Genomic DNA, 16,058 nt, shown 5'->3' on the forward strand with positions numbered 1-16,058 from the left:
CTAGAATTCAATATATTTGTTTGGTTTACCAGTGATAGTTGATAGAAGTAAATGTAGTTGCACTTCTTCAGCCTTAACTTGAAAGTTGCTTCCGAATAACTTTTCGTTTTTAGCTAATGTTTCAAGACGTGTATTTATTTGACGTTCAGCTAAATCAAGACGTGCTTGCATGCATTCTTTTTCGAAATTTTTCATTACCAACTCAAATCCTTTTTGTAATTTTTAGATGATACAACTAACTTTTTAGCTCCCATACCGCCACTATGTAGCACTATGTCACCTGTTCTATGACCTTGCACAGCGACACAATCAACAAACCACGTTATTTTTCTGTTTCTATATTCAACCGCCAGGTGATCACAAACAACATCCCAAGCTTCTTGTAATGTGGGCTGTTTATGAATTTCAATTACCTTTTCAACTACTTTAACTTCAGGTTGTTTAGTGAAGTGACGTTTCTTCTTAGCCATTAATAACACGCTCCATTTTTCTTAATTGTAATGTTACTTGCTTCAACTCTTCATTGACTTCTCTTTCTTTGTCCAGCCAGTGAATCATTGATTTAGCATAACCTCGCGTAACCTCTAAAGGTTCGTTTCTCGCCTTCCTTGCTTGCATTTGCACTAAACGTTGATTAGCGATGTAACTGTTTTTAGCTTGCTTTAACTCTATTACTCGTTCCCTTAATCGTTCGACTTTCATCATATTCTCCACCTTTGTTAAATAAATTTGGATTATCTTGTATAAACTTTATGATCGGTTTCAAAAATTGTTGCTGCTGTTCGGTTGTTAAAATTAATTTTTTCATTCAGTGTACCTAACTCCTTACATAACTTTTAGTTTGGTAGAATAATTGTGATTAGTATATAAATCATTATATCCTATTTTGTTAAATAAAAATGGATTTTAAAATAACATAAGTTGTCGCACACTAACAGCAAGTGCAAGTGTTACCTTGCTAAAAACTCGCTTTTCACTTGTTTTATGTAATCTTCCTCTTTGCCATAATAAAGCTTGAATGGATCAATATAATAAATGTCAGCCAGCTTCTTAGCAATTTCCATTTTAATTTTAGAAGTATCGCCTTCTAACTTTTGTAAGGTATTATAGCCAATACCAGCCGCTTTTGCTGCTTCTCTTAATGATAAACCTACGCGCTGACGCGCCAATCTAAAAGTTAACTCCATGGAACTTCCCCCACTATTCTATTATTTTTGTAACATAGTGATGTTCAAATATCCCGATATCAGATATGCAAACAGACCCCGCCCGATACGAACACTTGTTCACCTCTGCTACATGAGTAATCTTACCATGCAAAAAAATCAAATGCAATACTTTTTGTCCAAATTTATTTAATTTTTTGGGTAAAAAGTTCATTTTTATGAGTTAAAAGTATAGATTTTATTGTTCTTTCTATTATATAATGAATTAAGTAATACTGAGGTAATAACAATAGATGCCAAAAGGAGAAATTTACTATGCCTAGAAATTTCAAAACCGCCAATGATGATATGATGGCTAAAAAAATGAGTGAAAACATTAAAACCTTAATGAAAAGGAAAGGTTTAAGACAAATTGACTTATCTGATAAGACTGGTATAAAACGTTCTACTATAAGTAATTATGTTAATGGAAAAACAATAATACCGATGGTTGCCCTACAACGTATAGCAAATGCATTAGGAGTTACTAAGTCTGAAATCGTTGAATTAGATGAATCCAAAACTATTGAAGTAATTGGGATTAAAAAGGTTCCTGTATATGATGCTATAAAGAGTGAATTTGGATCCACTTCATTTAGTGACCCTATTGAATATATTGATACTCCTTTCAGTTGGATTAGTGAAGGTAACTTCTTCTATATAAATGTAAAAGATAATTCTATGCCTGGTATATTTGAAGGTCATAAAGTTTTAGTAATGCAAACATCAAGTTTAGAAAATGGGGATATGGCTCTTGTTTCTGTAAATAATGAAATTATGATAAGAAGAATTTATAAAGATGGTAATTCAATAACATTAGATTCAATTTATAAAAAAGATATTATAGATGATAGGAAAACACTATTTTCTATAATTGGACGTGTAAAGAAAGTTATTGGTGATTTCTAATGAGATGCGCTATATATAGAAGAGTCTCTACAGATGAACAAGCGGAAAAAGGATTCTCTTTAGAGAATCAGAAATTAAGACTTGAATCCTTTGCAACTTCTCAAGGTTGGGAAGTTGTTGAGGATTATGTTGATGATGGGTTTAGCGGAAAAGACACAAATAGACCTGCATTACAAAGAATGTTTAGTAATGTTGATAAATTCGATGTAATACTTGTATACAAATTAGATAGATTTACTAGATCAGTTAAAGATTTAAACGAGATGTTAGAAACAATAAAAGAAAATGAAATAGCTTTCAAAAGCGCTACAGAATCTATAGATACCACTACCGCAACAGGACGAATGATATTGAATATGATGGGAACAACCGCACAGTGGGAACGTGAGACGATTTCAGAGAGAATAAAAGATGTATTTGGAAAGTTGAGAGAAAACGGCATTTTTTCAACAGGACATCCACCATACGGTTATAGATGCAGTGGTAATAAATCAATTGAAATAGTTGAAGAACAAGCGGAAATTGTACGCTATATATATGAGCTATCCAAGACCATGGGACTATTTAAGATTTCTGTAGAATTAAACAGGAAAGGTATTAAAACAAGGCGGAATAATAAGTTTGGACAGTCGGCGGTAAAAAGAATACTGCACAACCCTTTCTATTGCGGATATATGGAGGTTAATAACAAATGGGTTCCGATCAAGAATGAAGGTTACATACCTATAATAAGTGAAGAAGAATTTAAGACGACTCAAAAAATATTAACGAAACGTAATAAAGCACAGACAAGATCGAGAAGCGTTTCTTATTATCCGTTTAGTGGAATTGTACTTTGTCCCGAATGTCAACGGGCAATGAGGGGCGATAGAGCTAAATATGGCGATTATTATTATCGTTACTATCGCTGTGTATACGGACGAGAAAATATTAATTGCACTAACAGAAAGCGAATTAGAGCTGAACAAGTTGACAAAGCTTTTGCTGAATACATTTCAGGGTCTTTTGAGAATACTACAATAAAATTAGATTCCAAAGATATTAAAAGCGATATAGAGTATGAACTGAAACACTTAGATAGTAAGATAGAAAGGTTGAGTGATATATATATAGAAGGAGATATCACTAAAAGTAAATACAATGAAAAAATGAACTCCCTTCTAAATGAGAAAGAGAAATTAAAAAAAGATTTGACATCATGTAAGGAAAATGTTGACGCTGAATTTGTTCGGGATCAGATAAACAAACTAGAAAGTATTTGGCACTTAATAGATGATAAAACCAAATCCGAATCTATAAGAAGTATTTTTGATACTATAAAAATAAAACAAGATAAGAATAAAGTGACTATTATGGATCATACCCTACTTTAATTTTGGGTTAATGGTCCATTTCCTCTATGATACGCCCTTCCGAAAGCTGATACTAACGACGTTACACTTGCTTCACCTTGTTTCACACACATACACTCTCCTTCATTTTCACAACAAAAATAGGGTTCCCCTGGCCAGGAGAACCCTATTATACACCTTATTTTTATATTGGTAAATTATAGAATAAATAAGTTTTTTTGTCAAGTTTTCAGCCTACTAACGCTCCAATAATTTGTGTAATCTCTAGCAGGAAGATTTCGATCTACACCGAATATTCCAGTTCATAACAATACAAATGGAGGGCGTCATGAAAAGATTAGTCATCATTACAGTTGGAAAAACACACAGTGGAAAAACTACATTTGCAAAAGAGCTAGAAAAAGAGTTACCTAATTCTTTTATTATGGACCAGGACAACCAAGCTGAATTTATTAACACACATTATGAAAAATTACAGCCGACAGAAGGTTCAAATATACTAAAGCACGGTCTTTCAAAATTCATTGTTGATTATGCGAAAGAACATACAAATTTACACCTTATTATTTGTAATTCCAATCGCAGTAAAAGCGGAAGATTCTATTTACTAAACGAATTATTTCCACAGAATGAATATGTACGCATATTAGTTCATTTTGACATTCCAGATGATGTACTTTACGAAAGAGTGGCTCGAAGCACGCGAAGTACGAATATTTTTAGAGGTGGATATTCTAGTTTCAAAGAAGTACTTGATCGACAACAAACTGAATCACTTCACGATGATGTGGTAGATCCTGTAGAAAACGAGGCTGATTATTTGTTTGTTATTCGCAATAATAAAGATGTAAGCTTTACTATAGAAGAAATTGTTCATCTAGCTAAAGGTTTATCCCCTACCCCCAAATAAGAGATTATAAAAATTACATAATCATAGATTATTATGCAAATCCTTCCTCTAAGCGCCTAACATAGTATATAATAATAAGATAATCTACTTCTATATGCTCATTTTTACACAAAACAGTTCATGCATATGAAAGAAAAGAGGTACAAAAATATGAAAACAAAACAAACAATCGCTGCGTCTACACTAGCTTTAGCAATGATTGCTGGCGCGAACCCTGCTCATGCGGAAGTAAATGATGCTACTCCTCAGCAAAGTACGGGAGATCGATTAGCTGAAATTAAGCAACATAAACAAGAGTTAGATGCGAAATTGCAGCAACACAAAGAAAACGTGGATCAAACATTGAATGAACTTAACAAGGTTAAGGAAAATGTTGATACGAAGGTGAATGAACTACATGAACGTAAACAAGTTGCTGATGAAAAAATTAACGAGATTAAACAACATAAACAAGAGTTAGATGCAAAACTTCAGCAAGACAAACAAATCGCCGAAGATAAAATCGCTGAAATTAAAGAGCATAAAAAACAAGTAGAAGATAAAGTTGCTGAAGTAAAAGAGCATAAGCAAAATATCGATAACAAAGTGAATGAGATTAAAGAACATAAACAAACTGTCGATGAAAAAGTGAATGAAATGAAGCAACATAAAGAGAACATCGATCAAAAGGTTAATGAACTTAAGGAAGTAAAAAAACAAGTAGATGAAAAATTAGCTGAGTTAAAGAAAGCGAAACAAACTGCTGAGGACAAACTTGCTGAGTTAAAAGAAAACAAGCCGAATACTGGTAACACGTTAGAGGAACTTAAGAAAATTAAAGGCAATTTAGACAGTCTTTCCGCTAACTTAGAACTAGCTAAACAAGATGTGAAAAACAAACTAGCTGCATTACAAGAAGCTAGACAAGATTTAATCAATAAAATTAACGAAATTAAACAATCAAAACAAACTGTTTCAGACGATTTATCAAAGAAAAAACAAGACTTAGATATTAAAATCAACGACTTTAAACACACTGAGAAAAAAATTGATGACAAATTAGCTGAGATACATACAACGAAGCAAAATGTTGATAATAAGATTAATGAAGTATCACAGGCTAAACAAACTAATGGTACTAAAAACAATAACGCTAAAGAACTTCCTAACGCTGGTAGCGAGCAATCAAACAATATGGCTCTAGGAATGCTATCTGTATTAGGCGGTGTTTTATTACTTACTCGTAATAAAATTAAAACGTTATTCTCTAAATAAATCCATTAAAAAAAAGGAAACCCGCACATACATGTACGGGTTTCCTTTTTTTATATTAACTGTCCATCTCGAAGCATCAATATACGATCACATACATCAAGCATTCTTTCATCATGTGTAATCATAATTGCTGCTTTTTGGCTCTCTTTCACTTCACGTTTCATCATTTCTACAACTTCACGTGCACGTTTTGAGTCTAAGCTTGCCGTTGGCTCATCCGCTAATATTAAATCTGGGTTGTTCATGAACGCACGAGCGATTGCTACCCTTTGTTTTTCCCCGCCAGATAGTTGATTTGGATAATGATTCTTTCTTTCTCCTAATCCAAATGCCGCTAATAAATGATCTGCACGCTTTTCCGATTCTTGTTTACTTTCTTTTTTCAGCTTTGCAATGTAAAGCAATTGTTCTTTCACATTTAAATATGGAACAAGATTTGCAAACTGGAAAATGAAGCCGATTTTTTTCAAACGAATGTCTGTCATTTCCTTTTCTGATAACTGTGTAATATTTTGCTCACGAATGTAAATATCCCCTTTTGATGGTGATAATAATGCACCCGCGATTGATAATAACGTACTTTTCCCTGATCCAGAAGGACCGACGATTCCGATAAATTCTCCGGCTTTCACATCAAGCGATATCGGATGAAGGGCTGTTACTTCCGTATTCCCTTCTCCGTACACTTTACTTACTTTGTCTAATTTTAATAATGAAGTCATTACATCCCGCCTCCAATTGCCTCTAGCGCATCAACTTTTAATACTTGGTATAACGAAATAAGTGTTCCTAAAATACTAATTACGATAAAGATTGCTGCATATTGTGCAATCATCGGTGTTGTTAATAAGAACGGCATACCTGCTGGTAAAATTTGTTCTAACCCTTGTACAAGAACGATACTGATTACCATCGCAACGACTGATAAGAATAACACCTGCACGACTAAGCTATTTGCTAAATACGAGTTCTTTGTACCGATTGCTTTTAATACACCTAATTGCTGTGTTTTTTGCAGTGTAATGACGTAGAAGAATACACCAATTAGTAATGCAGCGATAACAAGTAAGAATGCAATGATCATTGTTAATGTTCCTTGCTCTTCTTTAAACCCTGGAATACTTTGCAGCACTTCTTTTTTGTCAATTACGTGTGCATTTTTTACTTCTTTATCTGTATTAAGTGCGATTGCACTATAATCTTTTTGGTTTGGTTGTGAAATAGCGCCCCATACGTCTTCATTTACATAAACGACTGGTGTATGGCTAAACATTTGATCTTTCGTAAATCCGACGATTGTAAATTCTTTCTTTGAAACAGGATCGATAATTGTATCCCCAATATCGATTCCTTTTTCTTTAATTGATTCATCAGCAACCATTTCATTATTTGCTGTACCTAATTTCTCACCTTTTACAATGTTCGGTTCTAAAAATGAATCACGTTCACTTGAAAAAATAGCGATATCAACCTTTTTCGAACTATCTTTCTTTTCATACGTTGAAACTTTCACCCGAAATGGAACTGCCTCTTTCTCGTCCACTTGATTTACTACGTTATCTACATCGTCTTTCTTAATTTGTGAACGAAGTAATTTATTTTCCGCATCATCTGCTAAAACGAACTTATTCGCCTCCATATTTTGAATCGATGAAGCATTATCATATGATAATCCATTTGCTAATCCTGAAATAACAAGAACTAAAAATGATAATAAAACCATGATAAGTCCGATTAATCCGTATCTTAATTTTGATTGTTTCAATTCACGCAGAGCTAAAAACATTATGCTCGCTCCTTCCTCTTTCTTTCTATGCACTTATCATAAAAAAGAAATATGAACGGAATATGAACAGAAGATTACAGAGTAAAAAATAAATTTTCTGAAAGTATTGAAAATAAATAGAATCCTTGATACAATTCAGTCAAATAATATTGACCGAGTAATTTTATTGAAGGAGTTGATCATGTTGAAGCCCGTATTAACACTAACCACTTATAGCCAACTAAAAGCATTAAGCGATCCACTACGTGCCGAAATGATGATACGTCTATGCGAACGTCCTTATACTGGACAATTACTATCTGAGAAATTCGGCATTTCAAGGGCGAAAATTCATTATCATTTAAAAGAATTAGAAAAGAATGGTCTTATAGAGATTGTTTATACAGAAGAAAAGAATGGCATTGTTCAAAAGTTTTATCAATCTGTCGCTAAAGGCTTCACCCCTGCCGCAGATCTATTACCTCATTTAGAAATATTAAGCGAATCAGGTCGCCAAATCTTTTTACAAATGATAGAAAGAACGAAAAGCCAAATTCTTGCTGCACCAGAAGAAGCTTTTACATTACAAAATGCAAGTGAAGATCCAGCTAAGTGGAATTACGTTTCATCCTGCTGGGAATTTGATGCTACGCCAGAACAATTTCAAGTGTGGGTGAAAAAGTTTTATGAATTAATGGCTGAATTAAACGAAATCACAAAAGGTGCAGATAAAGATCCGAATAGCAAACCTTATTATATTTCTACTACTGCACTTCAAATCGCCGAGAGAACAATGCAGCAATTTATTAAAAAAGAAGAAAAATCGTAATACGATTTTTTTTACCGAGACGGTCAATTTTATTTTACCGAATAAAATTATTATAAAGGAGTAGATAAAGTGGACATATTAAAAAACCGGAATTTCCTCTTATTATTTTTAGGGAGAATTTTTACAAACATAGGAGATAGCTTGTATTATGTAGCGGCGATGTGGCTCGTATATAAACTGAGTGGTAATCCTTTTTATTCTGGATTGGCTGGTTTCCTTACACTATTACCTTCTGCACTTCAATTTTTTACCGGTCCATTCGTTGATAGATGGTCAATAAAAAACACCCTCGTCATCACACAAGTTTTGCAATGCATTCTTATTTTAATCATTCCTATTACACACTACTTCGACCTACTAACAGTCCAACTACTACTCATCATCATGCCAATCGTAGCCTTTATTGAACAATTCGCCTATCCCGCACAATCAAAAGCTTTACCACTTCTACTGCATAAAACACAATTATTAAAAGGAAATTCACTCTTCTCATTTGCATATCAAGGCATTGATTTAATTTGTACGACTCTTTCTGGAATATTAGTAGCACTATTTGGCGCAATCACTTTATATGTGATCGACTCCTTTACATTCGCGATTACTGCCCTTTTGTTCTTTTCATTAAAAATCCCAAAACAAACTGAAGCAGACACACCACTTTCAACTAAGCAATATTTCTCTGATTTAAAAGAAGGCTTTTCAATCGTTTTTCGTTCATTGATGGGCGTCTTCTTAATCGGTTCCGTTGTCGCTAATTTTTCAATTGGTATGACGATGGCAATACTCCCTTCTTTCGCTGATTCTTTAGGCGGTGTGAAATTATATGGTTTCTTTTTAGCCGCTATATCCGCCGGTTGTTTAATTGGAGCACTATTCAGTTCATGGGTTGGTAAATATAATGTTGGCCGTGTCTCCATTATTAGCTTTGCCACTGGTGCTTTCTTTTGGTTTCTCTCTACGGTTGTACCGTTTCAATGGTTATCTATTTTTTTATTCGGCTTAGCTTGGATACCAATTGGTGCGACCAACATATTATTTGCGACTATTGGTCAAATTGTAATTCCAAACCAATATCTTGGGCGTATCAATTCAGTCACACGGAGTATGGGCACAATTGCTATGCCGCTTGGCTCTTTAATTGGCGGATACACTGCGAATGTATATAGTAGCCAAATCATTTTTGCGCTCGCTAGCATCGGGATTTTATTCATCTCCCTCGTATGGCTGCTTCATCCAAAATTACGGGCTTTGCCGAAAGCTGATGAAATTACGGCGGATACTTTTGAGCTTCGGTTTAAGGAAGAACAGGTGAAAGGTACTGCTTTGTAACAGAAAGAGAATATTTTCTTTCTGTTACAAAGCTCAAACAAGCATAACCCTATTCGAAATTTCGAACGAGGTTATGCTTGTTTACTTTTTGATGCAAAATAGCACCCTTTAATGGAATAACTAATACGTTCCGTTAACGCTTTGCTGGCCATGCCCCCTGCATTTTCCTTAATTGAATAATTTGGCCTGTATGATAAGCATCATGAAGCATGATGTCCAGTAATTTCTCTTCAAGTGAATTTTGTTCAAGCTCTTTTTCAGAAATCACGCTCAATACCTGTCTTAAATTACGCTGAGCATTTTCAGAACGTTCAACGACTTCCTTCCATTCCGTGTCATCATTAGATTGCTTAGTAAGATAAAAAGTGTCATTACCGTCTAGGTTATGTGCCCATCCATGACCTTCCAAGTTTGCAGCAAGCCTCTCTTTGTAATAAATGAGATGATTAACGTTCTCCCAAATGGTATTCGTTTCCTCACCAGATGGTTTCCACATAGCCTGTTCGGCTGTAAGTCCTTCTATAGCATGTTTAAACGGTGCATACCAACTCTCTTTATCGAATGTTGAATCTAGTGCGTTTAATAACAAGTCAGTTCGTTTCAAATTAATTTCCTCCCTACACGGTTCAAGTTTTAACACAATCCTTATAACTCTGTAGAGATTCTACATTTTTAAATAAACTTCCTGCTAATCTTATGCCACAAATCGGTCCAATTATGTAATTAAAATGACTCCCATTCTTTCACTTTACACGTATACTAGCGCCCCAAAAAAGAAGAGGCCGTTTCCAAACAGCCTCTTCCATCTATTTCGGAAGCTCCACCCGAACAGTAGTCCCTTCCCCTTTCGTGCTATACACTGAAACGTCTCCGTTATGCAGTTCCACAATCTTCTGCACAATCGATAATCCTAAACCACTACCTTCTACGTTTCTCGCTCTTGCCGTATCTACTTTGTAAAAACGATCAAATATACGGTCCATCTCTTCTTTTTCCATACCAATTCCGTTATCAGATATAGAGATAATGACACTAGACTCTAACTCTTCGACGAAAAACTCAATCGTCCCACCATCGTTTGAAAACTTAATGCTATTCGTGAAAATGTTACTCCATACTTGATGAAGTAAGTTTTCATCACCTTTTATAGTGATATCTGGCACATCAAATTCAACGGCGATATCTTTTTCCCGCCATTTCCACTCAAGCATAAAAATGACGTCTTTAATTTGCTTCTGTAGATTGAATTCTCTTATTTGTAGAACCTTTTCCTCTTTATCTAATGAAGCGAGCGTAAGTAACTGTTTACATAAACTAGACATTCGCTTACTTTCACCCTCAATAATTTGTAAGTAATGATTTCTTTCTTCCTCACTCATCTTTTCTGTTTGCAACGTCTTTGAAAAACCTTGTATGGAAGAAAGTGGCGACTGAAATTCATGTGAAACGTTCGAAACGAATTCTTGTCTCATTTCATCTAGTTCTTTAATACTCTTCGTCATCTTTTGGAAGCTTGTAGATAACGTTCCTATTTCATCTTTTCGTTTTACGTCTAATTCAATTTCATATTCCCCACTCGCAATTTTTTGCGTAGCCTTCGTAAATTTACGAATGGGACGAACGATGTAACCTGCTGCAATCGCTATAAAAATAATACTTAGTAAAACGATAAACCCAAGTAATACCGCTAAGAAAATTCGCATCTCGCCAAATTGTTGCTGAATGTCAGGGCGAATGAATAAAGCGTACTGTTTATCACCGTGTTTTACCGGGACACCGACGCTATTAATTAATTCATTATCGAAAAATCCTGTAATGAAAAGGCGCGTTGGATAAGTAGAAACACCATTAAATGTCTCCCCCTGCAATACTTTATGAACGGTATCATCACTTATTGTCGTCTTACGAAATGCATTTCCGATACGCTTTCCATTCTTTTGATCATCGACAATATAAATTTCATATCCTAGCTTCGCAATAGACCGTAAGTATGCCTCTTGATTTTCTTCACTTTGCTTTTCATATAACGATTTTACTTCTTCAGCATACTTTAAAATCTTTTCACTATTATACGGTTTTAACTTCACTTGATAATATACGTTCGTTAATAAAAAGCCTATAATACTACTAAGTAGCATAATGCCGACCGTCATAAATACAAATCTAGAATATAGTGATTTCATCTTATTTCAGCTCCAACTTATACCCGAGGCCGCGCACCGTTGTAATTTGAAAATCATCCGTTCGTTTTGAAAAACGATCTCTTAATCGCTTTACATGAACGTCAACCGTTCGTTCATCCCCTTCAAAATCCATTCCCCATACTAATTCAATTAATTCTTCCCTTGAAAATGTTCTTCCAGGATAACTAGCCAGTTGCGATAACAATTCAAATTCCTTCAGTGGAAGCAAAATCGTTTGTCCGTTACACTTCACTTCAAAGCCTTTTCGGTCAATTGTTGTACCGTGCAACGTAATAATATCAGCACTCAGCATTTGATAACGACGAAGTAATGCTTTCATACGGAAAATGACTTCAGCTGGCTCAAATGGTTTTACGATATAATCGTCTGTACCAGAAATGAATCCTTTTTCTTTATCCACTAACTGGTCTTTCGCAGTTAATAAAATAACAGGAATATCATGATACTTACGAATTTCTTCACATAACGTATAACCATCAACAAACGGCATCATAATGTCTACAATCGCAAGATGAATATTTTCCTTCTCTAATACTTCTTGCGCTATCTTTCCATCTTCAGCCTCAAAAACTTTAAACCCCTCTTTTTGTAAATGATAATGCAATAACTCTCTAATATGTTTATCATCATCAGCTAATAAAATATGTATCATCTTCATTAAACCCTCTCTCGTTCATCCTTCTACATCACTACATTAAGAAACAATTGGATTTTTTGCAAGAAAAAGAAAAACAGAATTTATAAGTTCTTGGTGGATTGAAGAAGGTTTCAAAAACAGTCAGTCTTCAAATGTATAAGTAATTTAAAGAAAAGGATTCCTTAGAAGATACTTTTGTTATCATTATGGTCAGCTGCTTTATTTTTCTTATAACTTGATGACGTACTCTGGTGTACGAATAAGTGATCTATTACTTTTTTAGTAAGTGGTATAAAGAAATTCAGCAATAACCCACCTAAACAAACAGTTAATATAGTTCCAACACCTATTGGTCCATGTAAAATCGTTGCCATTATTAAGAATATAAGGTAAATAAATGTTCGTGCTATAAAAATATTCGTTCTAGTTAATTTTTGTATGATTAAAGTTAATCGGTCAATTGGAATGGGAGCAAAATTTGTTTGTAAATATATTGCAGTTCCTAATCCTGTAATAACTAATCCGATTCCAAAATAAATCATTTTACTGTACCATATTTCAGGTGTAATTAAATCGCGTAATAAAAATAGCCACACATCAATACCAATACCCGTTATGAATGCTGTTAACAACCCTAGTACCTCTGGTCTTTGTCTTTTTAATTTCGAATTACAACATATTAATAATAAAGCTATTATTATTTCCCAGCTTCCCACAGTAAGCCCCACATTTAAAGAAAGTCCTACTAAAAGTGCATCAAAAGGTGAAGTGCCAAAATCTGATTGTATTGTGACAGAAATACCAAGGGTTAATATTAAAATTCCTAATACATAAAAAACATACTTCATTTTAATCAACCTCTTCATCGTCATTTTTGTTGCATTTACAATAAAAATATTTTATATTAAATGTAACTTCAAATTGTTGCATTTGCAATAAAAACAAAAGATAAGGAGTTCATTATGAAAGAAATTCTTCGTGAAATTGGCATGATTGCAAGAGCATTAGATTCTATTAGTAATATAGAATTTAAAGAATATGAGCTTACAAAAGGTCAGTATTTGTACCTTGTGCGAATATGTGAAAACCCAGGAATCATTCAAGAAAAGCTATCTGAGATGATAAAAGTAGATCGTACAACCGCAGCCCGTGCTATCAAAAAGCTTGAAATCAATGGATTTATCGAAAAGAAAGAAGATGAATCTAACAAGAAAATCAAAAAACTTTTCCCAACAGAAAAAGGGAAAAATGTCTATCCTTTTATTAAAAGAGAAAACGATTATTCAAATACTGTTGCATTAGAGGGATTTTCGGAAACAGAAGCGGAAACTATTTCTAATCTTCTTCAAAGAGTAAGAAAAAATATAGAAAAAGATTGGGAATTTGTAAAAAAGGGAAATAAGAGAAATTATTGATTATATAAAGGAGCGAACTATTCAAATGACTACACATATAGAAAAGTGCACCCTTGAAGATATACACAGACTTCAAGATATTAGTTATGAAACATTTAATGAGACTTTTAAACATCAGAATTCACCCGAAAGTATGAATCACTATTTGGAAAAGGCATTTAACTTAAAACAATTAGAAAAAGAATTATCCAATATCTCTTCTCAATTCTTTTTTGTCTACTTTAACGATGAAATTGCTGGATATTTAAAGGTCAATATTGATGATGCTCAGTCTGAAGAAATGGGAAATGAATCACTTGAAGTAGAGAGAATTTATATAAAGAGCTCCTTTCAAAAACATGGTCTTGGTAAATATCTACTAAATAATGCTATTGAAATTGCAATAGAACATAATAAAAAGAATATTTGGCTAGGCGTATGGGAGAAAAATGAAAATGCTATTGCTTTTTATAAGAAATTAGGTTTTGTACAAGCTGGCTCTCATTCCTTTTATATGGGCGATGACGAACAAGTTGACCTTATAATGATCAAAACACTCATATAACTTTTTTTGAAAGGTGGGCTATTATGTATATTCCAAAGTATTTTAAAGTCACAAATGTTGATGAAATTTGGGATTTTGTTCAAAAAAACTCTTTTGGAACAATCGTCACAACTAAAAAAGAGAAACCAATCGCAACTCATTTGCCCTTTGGATTAACTAAACAAGGTGATGACTATTTTATTACTGGACATATGGCTTATGGGAACCCCCAGTGGAGAACATTTGAAACCTGCGAAGATGTTCTTGTAATGTTTCAGGGACCGCACTCTTACATCTCTTCTTCTTGGTATGAAAATGAAGAAGTTCCAACATGGAATTATCAAGCCGTTCATATATATGGTAAAGCAAGTATTTTAGATAAACAGGAATTAATAGATGAATTAACAACAATGTTGAAAAAATATGAAGAACATCGTGAAAATCCAATATTATGGGATAAACTTTCCCCCACTCTCTTAGAAAATGAACTGAAAGGGATAGTTGGGTTTAAAATTAAAGTAGGAGACATCCAGGCTGCATATAAATTAAGTCAAAATCGGAATGAGAGGGATTATAGTAATATTATTGATAAATTGTACGATGAAGGAAATCCAGATGCGAAACAAATGGCAAAACTCATGGGGAATAGATTAAACAATCACATATAATTCATTGTAATTCAACTCTCACATTTCAAAATTAAAGAAAAGACTGGAGGGCTTTATCGGCAGTTTTCTTTAGAACGTAAAAGATTGAGCTTAAAGTGCATGGGGGTTAATTATAAATATAGATCCATTAGAAAAGAATCTATTTTGAAAAAAGATTATTCAAAATAGATTCTTACGTTTTAGTATTAAGATTATTTTAATCAAAAATAATTTCTAAGCCTTCGAAATATCAACAAATCCTTCTCCGAACACATCACGAACATCGTGTATAGCGATGAACGCCGCCGGATCCGTAGTTTGAACAATCCGCTTTAGCTTCACTACTTCTTGCTTATTAATAACAACATAAAGAATTTCCTTTGGAGTTTTCGTGTAATAGCCATGACCTGAGTACACAGTAACCCCTCTGCCCATTAAGGTAGTTACCTTCCCAGCTATTTCATTCGGGTTATCAGAAATAATCGTAATGGCTTTCTTCGGATTTAAACCTTCAATTACAAACTCCATCACTTTCGTTGCTACATATAGCATAATAATTGTTATCATCAGTTTTTCTGCACCAATGATGAAATAAGATGAAAACGCAACAATTAAATCGAAGAACAGTAGACCGTAGCTAATGCTCCAGCCTAAATATTTATGCGTCATCCTTGCTAAAATCGTAGTACCTGCAGTTGTTCCACCAACGCGAATAATAAGACCAATCCCGCACCCAATAAATATTCCTCCGAAAATGGCATTTACAAGCATTTCATCCGAAGCAATCGTCCAGCCTTCTGTCAAATGAAGAAATAGCGAGTTCGTAACTACAGCGATAATCGTATAAATTGTTGTAATCTTATTTAAAAACTTATAACCGGCTATTAACAAAATCGCATTTAAAATTAAGTTAACTAAGCCCGGTGACCATTCAAATAAATAGTACGTAATAATCGTGATACCTGTTACCCCACCCTCACCAAACTCGTTCGGGATAACAAACAAATTAACACCTAACGCAAAAAGAAATGCACCGATAATAATAAAAATAATGTCTGTCGTTCTTTTTTTCATACAGT

Annotated in this window: 20 protein-coding genes and 1 pseudogene; 9 read left to right on the top strand and 12 right to left on the bottom strand. The window is 33.9% G+C overall.

Translation table 11 applies throughout. The features are described 5' to 3' along the window. The 4 genes from CN409_RS01765 to CN409_RS01780 all read right to left on the bottom strand — a co-directional run bounded on the left by CN409_RS01765 (position 1) and on the right by CN409_RS01780 (position 1,187). Positions 1 to 195: a hypothetical protein gene (locus CN409_RS01765; protein ID WP_097807823.1), complete on the bottom strand. Its 195-nt coding sequence runs from the start codon at positions 193 to 195 to the stop codon at positions 1 to 3. Next, entirely contained in the window at positions 195 to 470 is a 276-nt protein-coding gene (locus CN409_RS01770; protein WP_097807824.1) for a hypothetical protein, read from the bottom strand. Before CN409_RS01770 ends, CN409_RS01765 begins: the two co-directional genes overlap by 1 nt. Beyond that, the gene (locus CN409_RS01775; protein WP_097807825.1) at positions 463 to 702 is read right to left on the bottom strand and encodes a hypothetical protein; all 240 of its coding nucleotides are present in this window, start codon (positions 700 to 702) and stop codon (positions 463 to 465) included. The genes CN409_RS01770 and CN409_RS01775 overlap by 8 nt, the downstream gene beginning before the upstream one ends. Positions 703 to 950: 248 nt before the next feature. Further along, entirely contained in the window at positions 951 to 1,187 is a 237-nt protein-coding gene (locus CN409_RS01780; RefSeq protein WP_042598360.1) for a helix-turn-helix domain-containing protein, read from the bottom strand. Between the two features lie 294 nt (positions 1,188 to 1,481). Between CN409_RS01780 and CN409_RS01785 the strand changes: the two genes are divergently transcribed. Further along, entirely contained in the window at positions 1,482 to 2,114 is a 633-nt protein-coding gene (locus CN409_RS01785) for a LexA family protein (RefSeq protein WP_042598361.1), read from the top strand. After that, complete coding sequence (locus CN409_RS01790) at positions 2,114 to 3,487, top strand: recombinase family protein (protein WP_097807826.1); 1,374 nt, start codon at positions 2,114 to 2,116, stop codon at positions 3,485 to 3,487. Before CN409_RS01785 ends, CN409_RS01790 begins: the two co-directional genes overlap by 1 nt. Before the next feature lie 26 nt (positions 3,488 to 3,513). Here CN409_RS01790 and CN409_RS32720 read toward each other — a convergent pair. Further along, positions 3,514 to 3,579 (bottom strand): annotated as a pseudogene (locus tag CN409_RS32720) (methyltransferase); the annotation flags it as partial. 215 nt (positions 3,580 to 3,794) lie between these two features. On the opposite strand from CN409_RS32720, the gene CN409_RS01795 reads away from it, so the two are divergent. Together CN409_RS01795 and CN409_RS01800 are read left to right on the top strand one after the other, a co-directional pair. Further along, complete coding sequence (locus CN409_RS01795; protein ID WP_000826975.1) at positions 3,795 to 4,376, top strand: ATP-binding protein; 582 nt, start codon at positions 3,795 to 3,797, stop codon at positions 4,374 to 4,376. 150 nt (positions 4,377 to 4,526) lie between these two features. Beyond that, positions 4,527 to 5,630 carry an LPXTG cell wall anchor domain-containing protein gene (locus tag CN409_RS01800; RefSeq protein WP_000850999.1) on the top strand — a complete coding sequence of 368 codons (1,104 nt, stop codon included), beginning with the start codon at positions 4,527 to 4,529 and terminating at the stop codon, positions 5,628 to 5,630. A 50-nt stretch (positions 5,631 to 5,680) separates the two neighbouring features. On the opposite strand, the gene CN409_RS01805 is transcribed toward CN409_RS01800, so the two are convergent. Next, positions 5,681 to 6,352: an ABC transporter ATP-binding protein gene (locus CN409_RS01805; protein ID WP_000202594.1), complete on the bottom strand. Its 672-nt coding sequence runs from the start codon at positions 6,350 to 6,352 to the stop codon at positions 5,681 to 5,683. After that, on the bottom strand, positions 6,352 to 7,416 hold the full coding sequence (locus CN409_RS01810) for an ABC transporter permease (protein ID WP_097981010.1): 1,065 nt from the start codon (positions 7,414 to 7,416) through the stop codon (positions 6,352 to 6,354). Before CN409_RS01810 ends, CN409_RS01805 begins: the two co-directional genes overlap by 1 nt. Positions 7,417 to 7,600: 184 nt before the next feature. Between CN409_RS01810 and CN409_RS01815 the strand changes: the two genes are divergently transcribed. Both CN409_RS01815 and CN409_RS01820 read left to right on the top strand, forming a co-directional pair. Beyond that, on the top strand, positions 7,601 to 8,224 hold the full coding sequence (locus CN409_RS01815; protein ID WP_014895296.1) for an ArsR/SmtB family transcription factor: 624 nt from the start codon (positions 7,601 to 7,603) through the stop codon (positions 8,222 to 8,224). 69 nt (positions 8,225 to 8,293) lie between these two features. After that, positions 8,294 to 9,553, top strand: coding sequence for an MFS transporter (locus CN409_RS01820; RefSeq protein ID WP_097981012.1), 1,260 nt, complete (start codon positions 8,294 to 8,296; stop codon positions 9,551 to 9,553). Positions 9,554 to 9,686: 133 nt separating this feature from the next. On the opposite strand, the gene CN409_RS01825 is transcribed toward CN409_RS01820, so the two are convergent. The 4 genes from CN409_RS01825 to CN409_RS01845 all read right to left on the bottom strand — a co-directional run bounded on the left by CN409_RS01825 (position 9,687) and on the right by CN409_RS01845 (position 13,242). Then, positions 9,687 to 10,157, bottom strand: a complete 471-nt coding sequence (locus CN409_RS01825) for a DinB family protein (protein WP_000831311.1) — start codon at positions 10,155 to 10,157, stop codon at positions 9,687 to 9,689. Positions 10,158 to 10,359: 202 nt separating this feature from the next. Next, entirely contained in the window at positions 10,360 to 11,736 is a 1,377-nt protein-coding gene (locus CN409_RS01835) for a sensor histidine kinase (protein ID WP_097825870.1), read from the bottom strand. 1 nt (position 11,737) lies between these two features. Further along, entirely contained in the window at positions 11,738 to 12,415 is a 678-nt protein-coding gene (locus tag CN409_RS01840; RefSeq protein WP_000781960.1) for a response regulator transcription factor, read from the bottom strand. A gap of 161 nt (positions 12,416 to 12,576) precedes the next feature. Beyond that, positions 12,577 to 13,242: a YczE/YyaS/YitT family protein gene (locus CN409_RS01845; protein WP_000878286.1), complete on the bottom strand. Its 666-nt coding sequence runs from the start codon at positions 13,240 to 13,242 to the stop codon at positions 12,577 to 12,579. Between the two features lie 114 nt (positions 13,243 to 13,356). On the opposite strand from CN409_RS01845, the gene CN409_RS01850 reads away from it, so the two are divergent. The 3 genes from CN409_RS01850 to paiB are packed head-to-tail and all read left to right on the top strand — an operon-like array spanning position 13,357 to position 15,000. Further along, a complete protein-coding gene (locus CN409_RS01850; RefSeq protein WP_000658986.1) occupies positions 13,357 to 13,809 on the top strand; it encodes a MarR family winged helix-turn-helix transcriptional regulator in 453 nt (150 codons plus the stop codon). Between the two features lie 25 nt (positions 13,810 to 13,834). After that, positions 13,835 to 14,353 carry a spermidine/spermine N(1)-acetyltransferase gene (gene paiA / locus CN409_RS01855; RefSeq protein ID WP_000207056.1) on the top strand — a complete coding sequence of 173 codons (519 nt, stop codon included), beginning with the start codon at positions 13,835 to 13,837 and terminating at the stop codon, positions 14,351 to 14,353. A gap of 23 nt (positions 14,354 to 14,376) precedes the next feature. Continuing rightward, entirely contained in the window at positions 14,377 to 15,000 is a 624-nt protein-coding gene (gene paiB / locus CN409_RS01860) for a protease synthase/sporulation negative transcriptional regulator PaiB (RefSeq protein WP_000275827.1), read from the top strand. A 213-nt stretch (positions 15,001 to 15,213) separates the two neighbouring features. Here the strand turns inward: paiB and CN409_RS01865 are convergent, their stop codons facing one another. Further along, the gene (locus tag CN409_RS01865) at positions 15,214 to 16,053 is read right to left on the bottom strand and encodes a YitT family protein (protein WP_000747488.1); all 840 of its coding nucleotides are present in this window, start codon (positions 16,051 to 16,053) and stop codon (positions 15,214 to 15,216) included. Between the last annotated feature and the right edge of the window lie 5 nt (positions 16,054 to 16,058).

The organism is Bacillus sp. AFS012607 (genome assembly GCF_002558005.1).
In the GTDB taxonomy this organism is placed as follows: Bacteria; Bacillota; Bacilli; order Bacillales; family Bacillaceae_G; genus Bacillus_A; species Bacillus_A thuringiensis_S.

What these genes read in the sequence shown, in the direction of transcription:
- CN409_RS01795 (WP_000826975.1), top strand. Translation starts at nt 3,795, where the DNA reads ATGAAAAGATTAGTCATCATTACAGTTGGAAAAACACACAGTGGAAAA.
- paiA (WP_000207056.1), top strand. Translation starts at nt 13,835, where the DNA reads ATGACTACACATATAGAAAAGTGCACCCTTGAAGATATACACAGACTT.
- CN409_RS01765 (WP_097807823.1), bottom strand. Translation starts at nt 195, where the DNA reads ATGAAAAATTTCGAAAAAGAATGCATGCAAGCACGTCTTGATTTAGCT.
- CN409_RS01805 (WP_000202594.1), bottom strand. Translation starts at nt 6,352, where the DNA reads ATGACTTCATTATTAAAATTAGACAAAGTAAGTAAAGTGTACGGAGAA.
- CN409_RS01780 (WP_042598360.1), bottom strand. Translation starts at nt 1,187, where the DNA reads ATGGAGTTAACTTTTAGATTGGCGCGTCAGCGCGTAGGTTTATCATTA.
- CN409_RS01810 (WP_097981010.1), bottom strand. Translation starts at nt 7,416, where the DNA reads ATGTTTTTAGCTCTGCGTGAATTGAAACAATCAAAATTAAGATACGGA.
- CN409_RS01850 (WP_000658986.1), top strand. Translation starts at nt 13,357, where the DNA reads ATGAAAGAAATTCTTCGTGAAATTGGCATGATTGCAAGAGCATTAGAT.
- CN409_RS01835 (WP_097825870.1), bottom strand. Translation starts at nt 11,736, where the DNA reads ATGAAATCACTATATTCTAGATTTGTATTTATGACGGTCGGCATTATG.
- CN409_RS01840 (WP_000781960.1), bottom strand. Translation starts at nt 12,415, where the DNA reads ATGAAGATGATACATATTTTATTAGCTGATGATGATAAACATATTAGA.
- CN409_RS01785 (WP_042598361.1), top strand. Translation starts at nt 1,482, where the DNA reads ATGCCTAGAAATTTCAAAACCGCCAATGATGATATGATGGCTAAAAAA.
- paiB (WP_000275827.1), top strand. Translation starts at nt 14,377, where the DNA reads ATGTATATTCCAAAGTATTTTAAAGTCACAAATGTTGATGAAATTTGG.
- CN409_RS01800 (WP_000850999.1), top strand. Translation starts at nt 4,527, where the DNA reads ATGAAAACAAAACAAACAATCGCTGCGTCTACACTAGCTTTAGCAATG.
- CN409_RS01865 (WP_000747488.1), bottom strand. Translation starts at nt 16,053, where the DNA reads ATGAAAAAAAGAACGACAGACATTATTTTTATTATTATCGGTGCATTT.
- CN409_RS01775 (WP_097807825.1), bottom strand. Translation starts at nt 702, where the DNA reads ATGAAAGTCGAACGATTAAGGGAACGAGTAATAGAGTTAAAGCAAGCT.
- CN409_RS01845 (WP_000878286.1), bottom strand. Translation starts at nt 13,242, where the DNA reads ATGAAGTATGTTTTTTATGTATTAGGAATTTTAATATTAACCCTTGGT.
- CN409_RS01770 (WP_097807824.1), bottom strand. Translation starts at nt 470, where the DNA reads ATGGCTAAGAAGAAACGTCACTTCACTAAACAACCTGAAGTTAAAGTA.
- CN409_RS01790 (WP_097807826.1), top strand. Translation starts at nt 2,114, where the DNA reads ATGAGATGCGCTATATATAGAAGAGTCTCTACAGATGAACAAGCGGAA.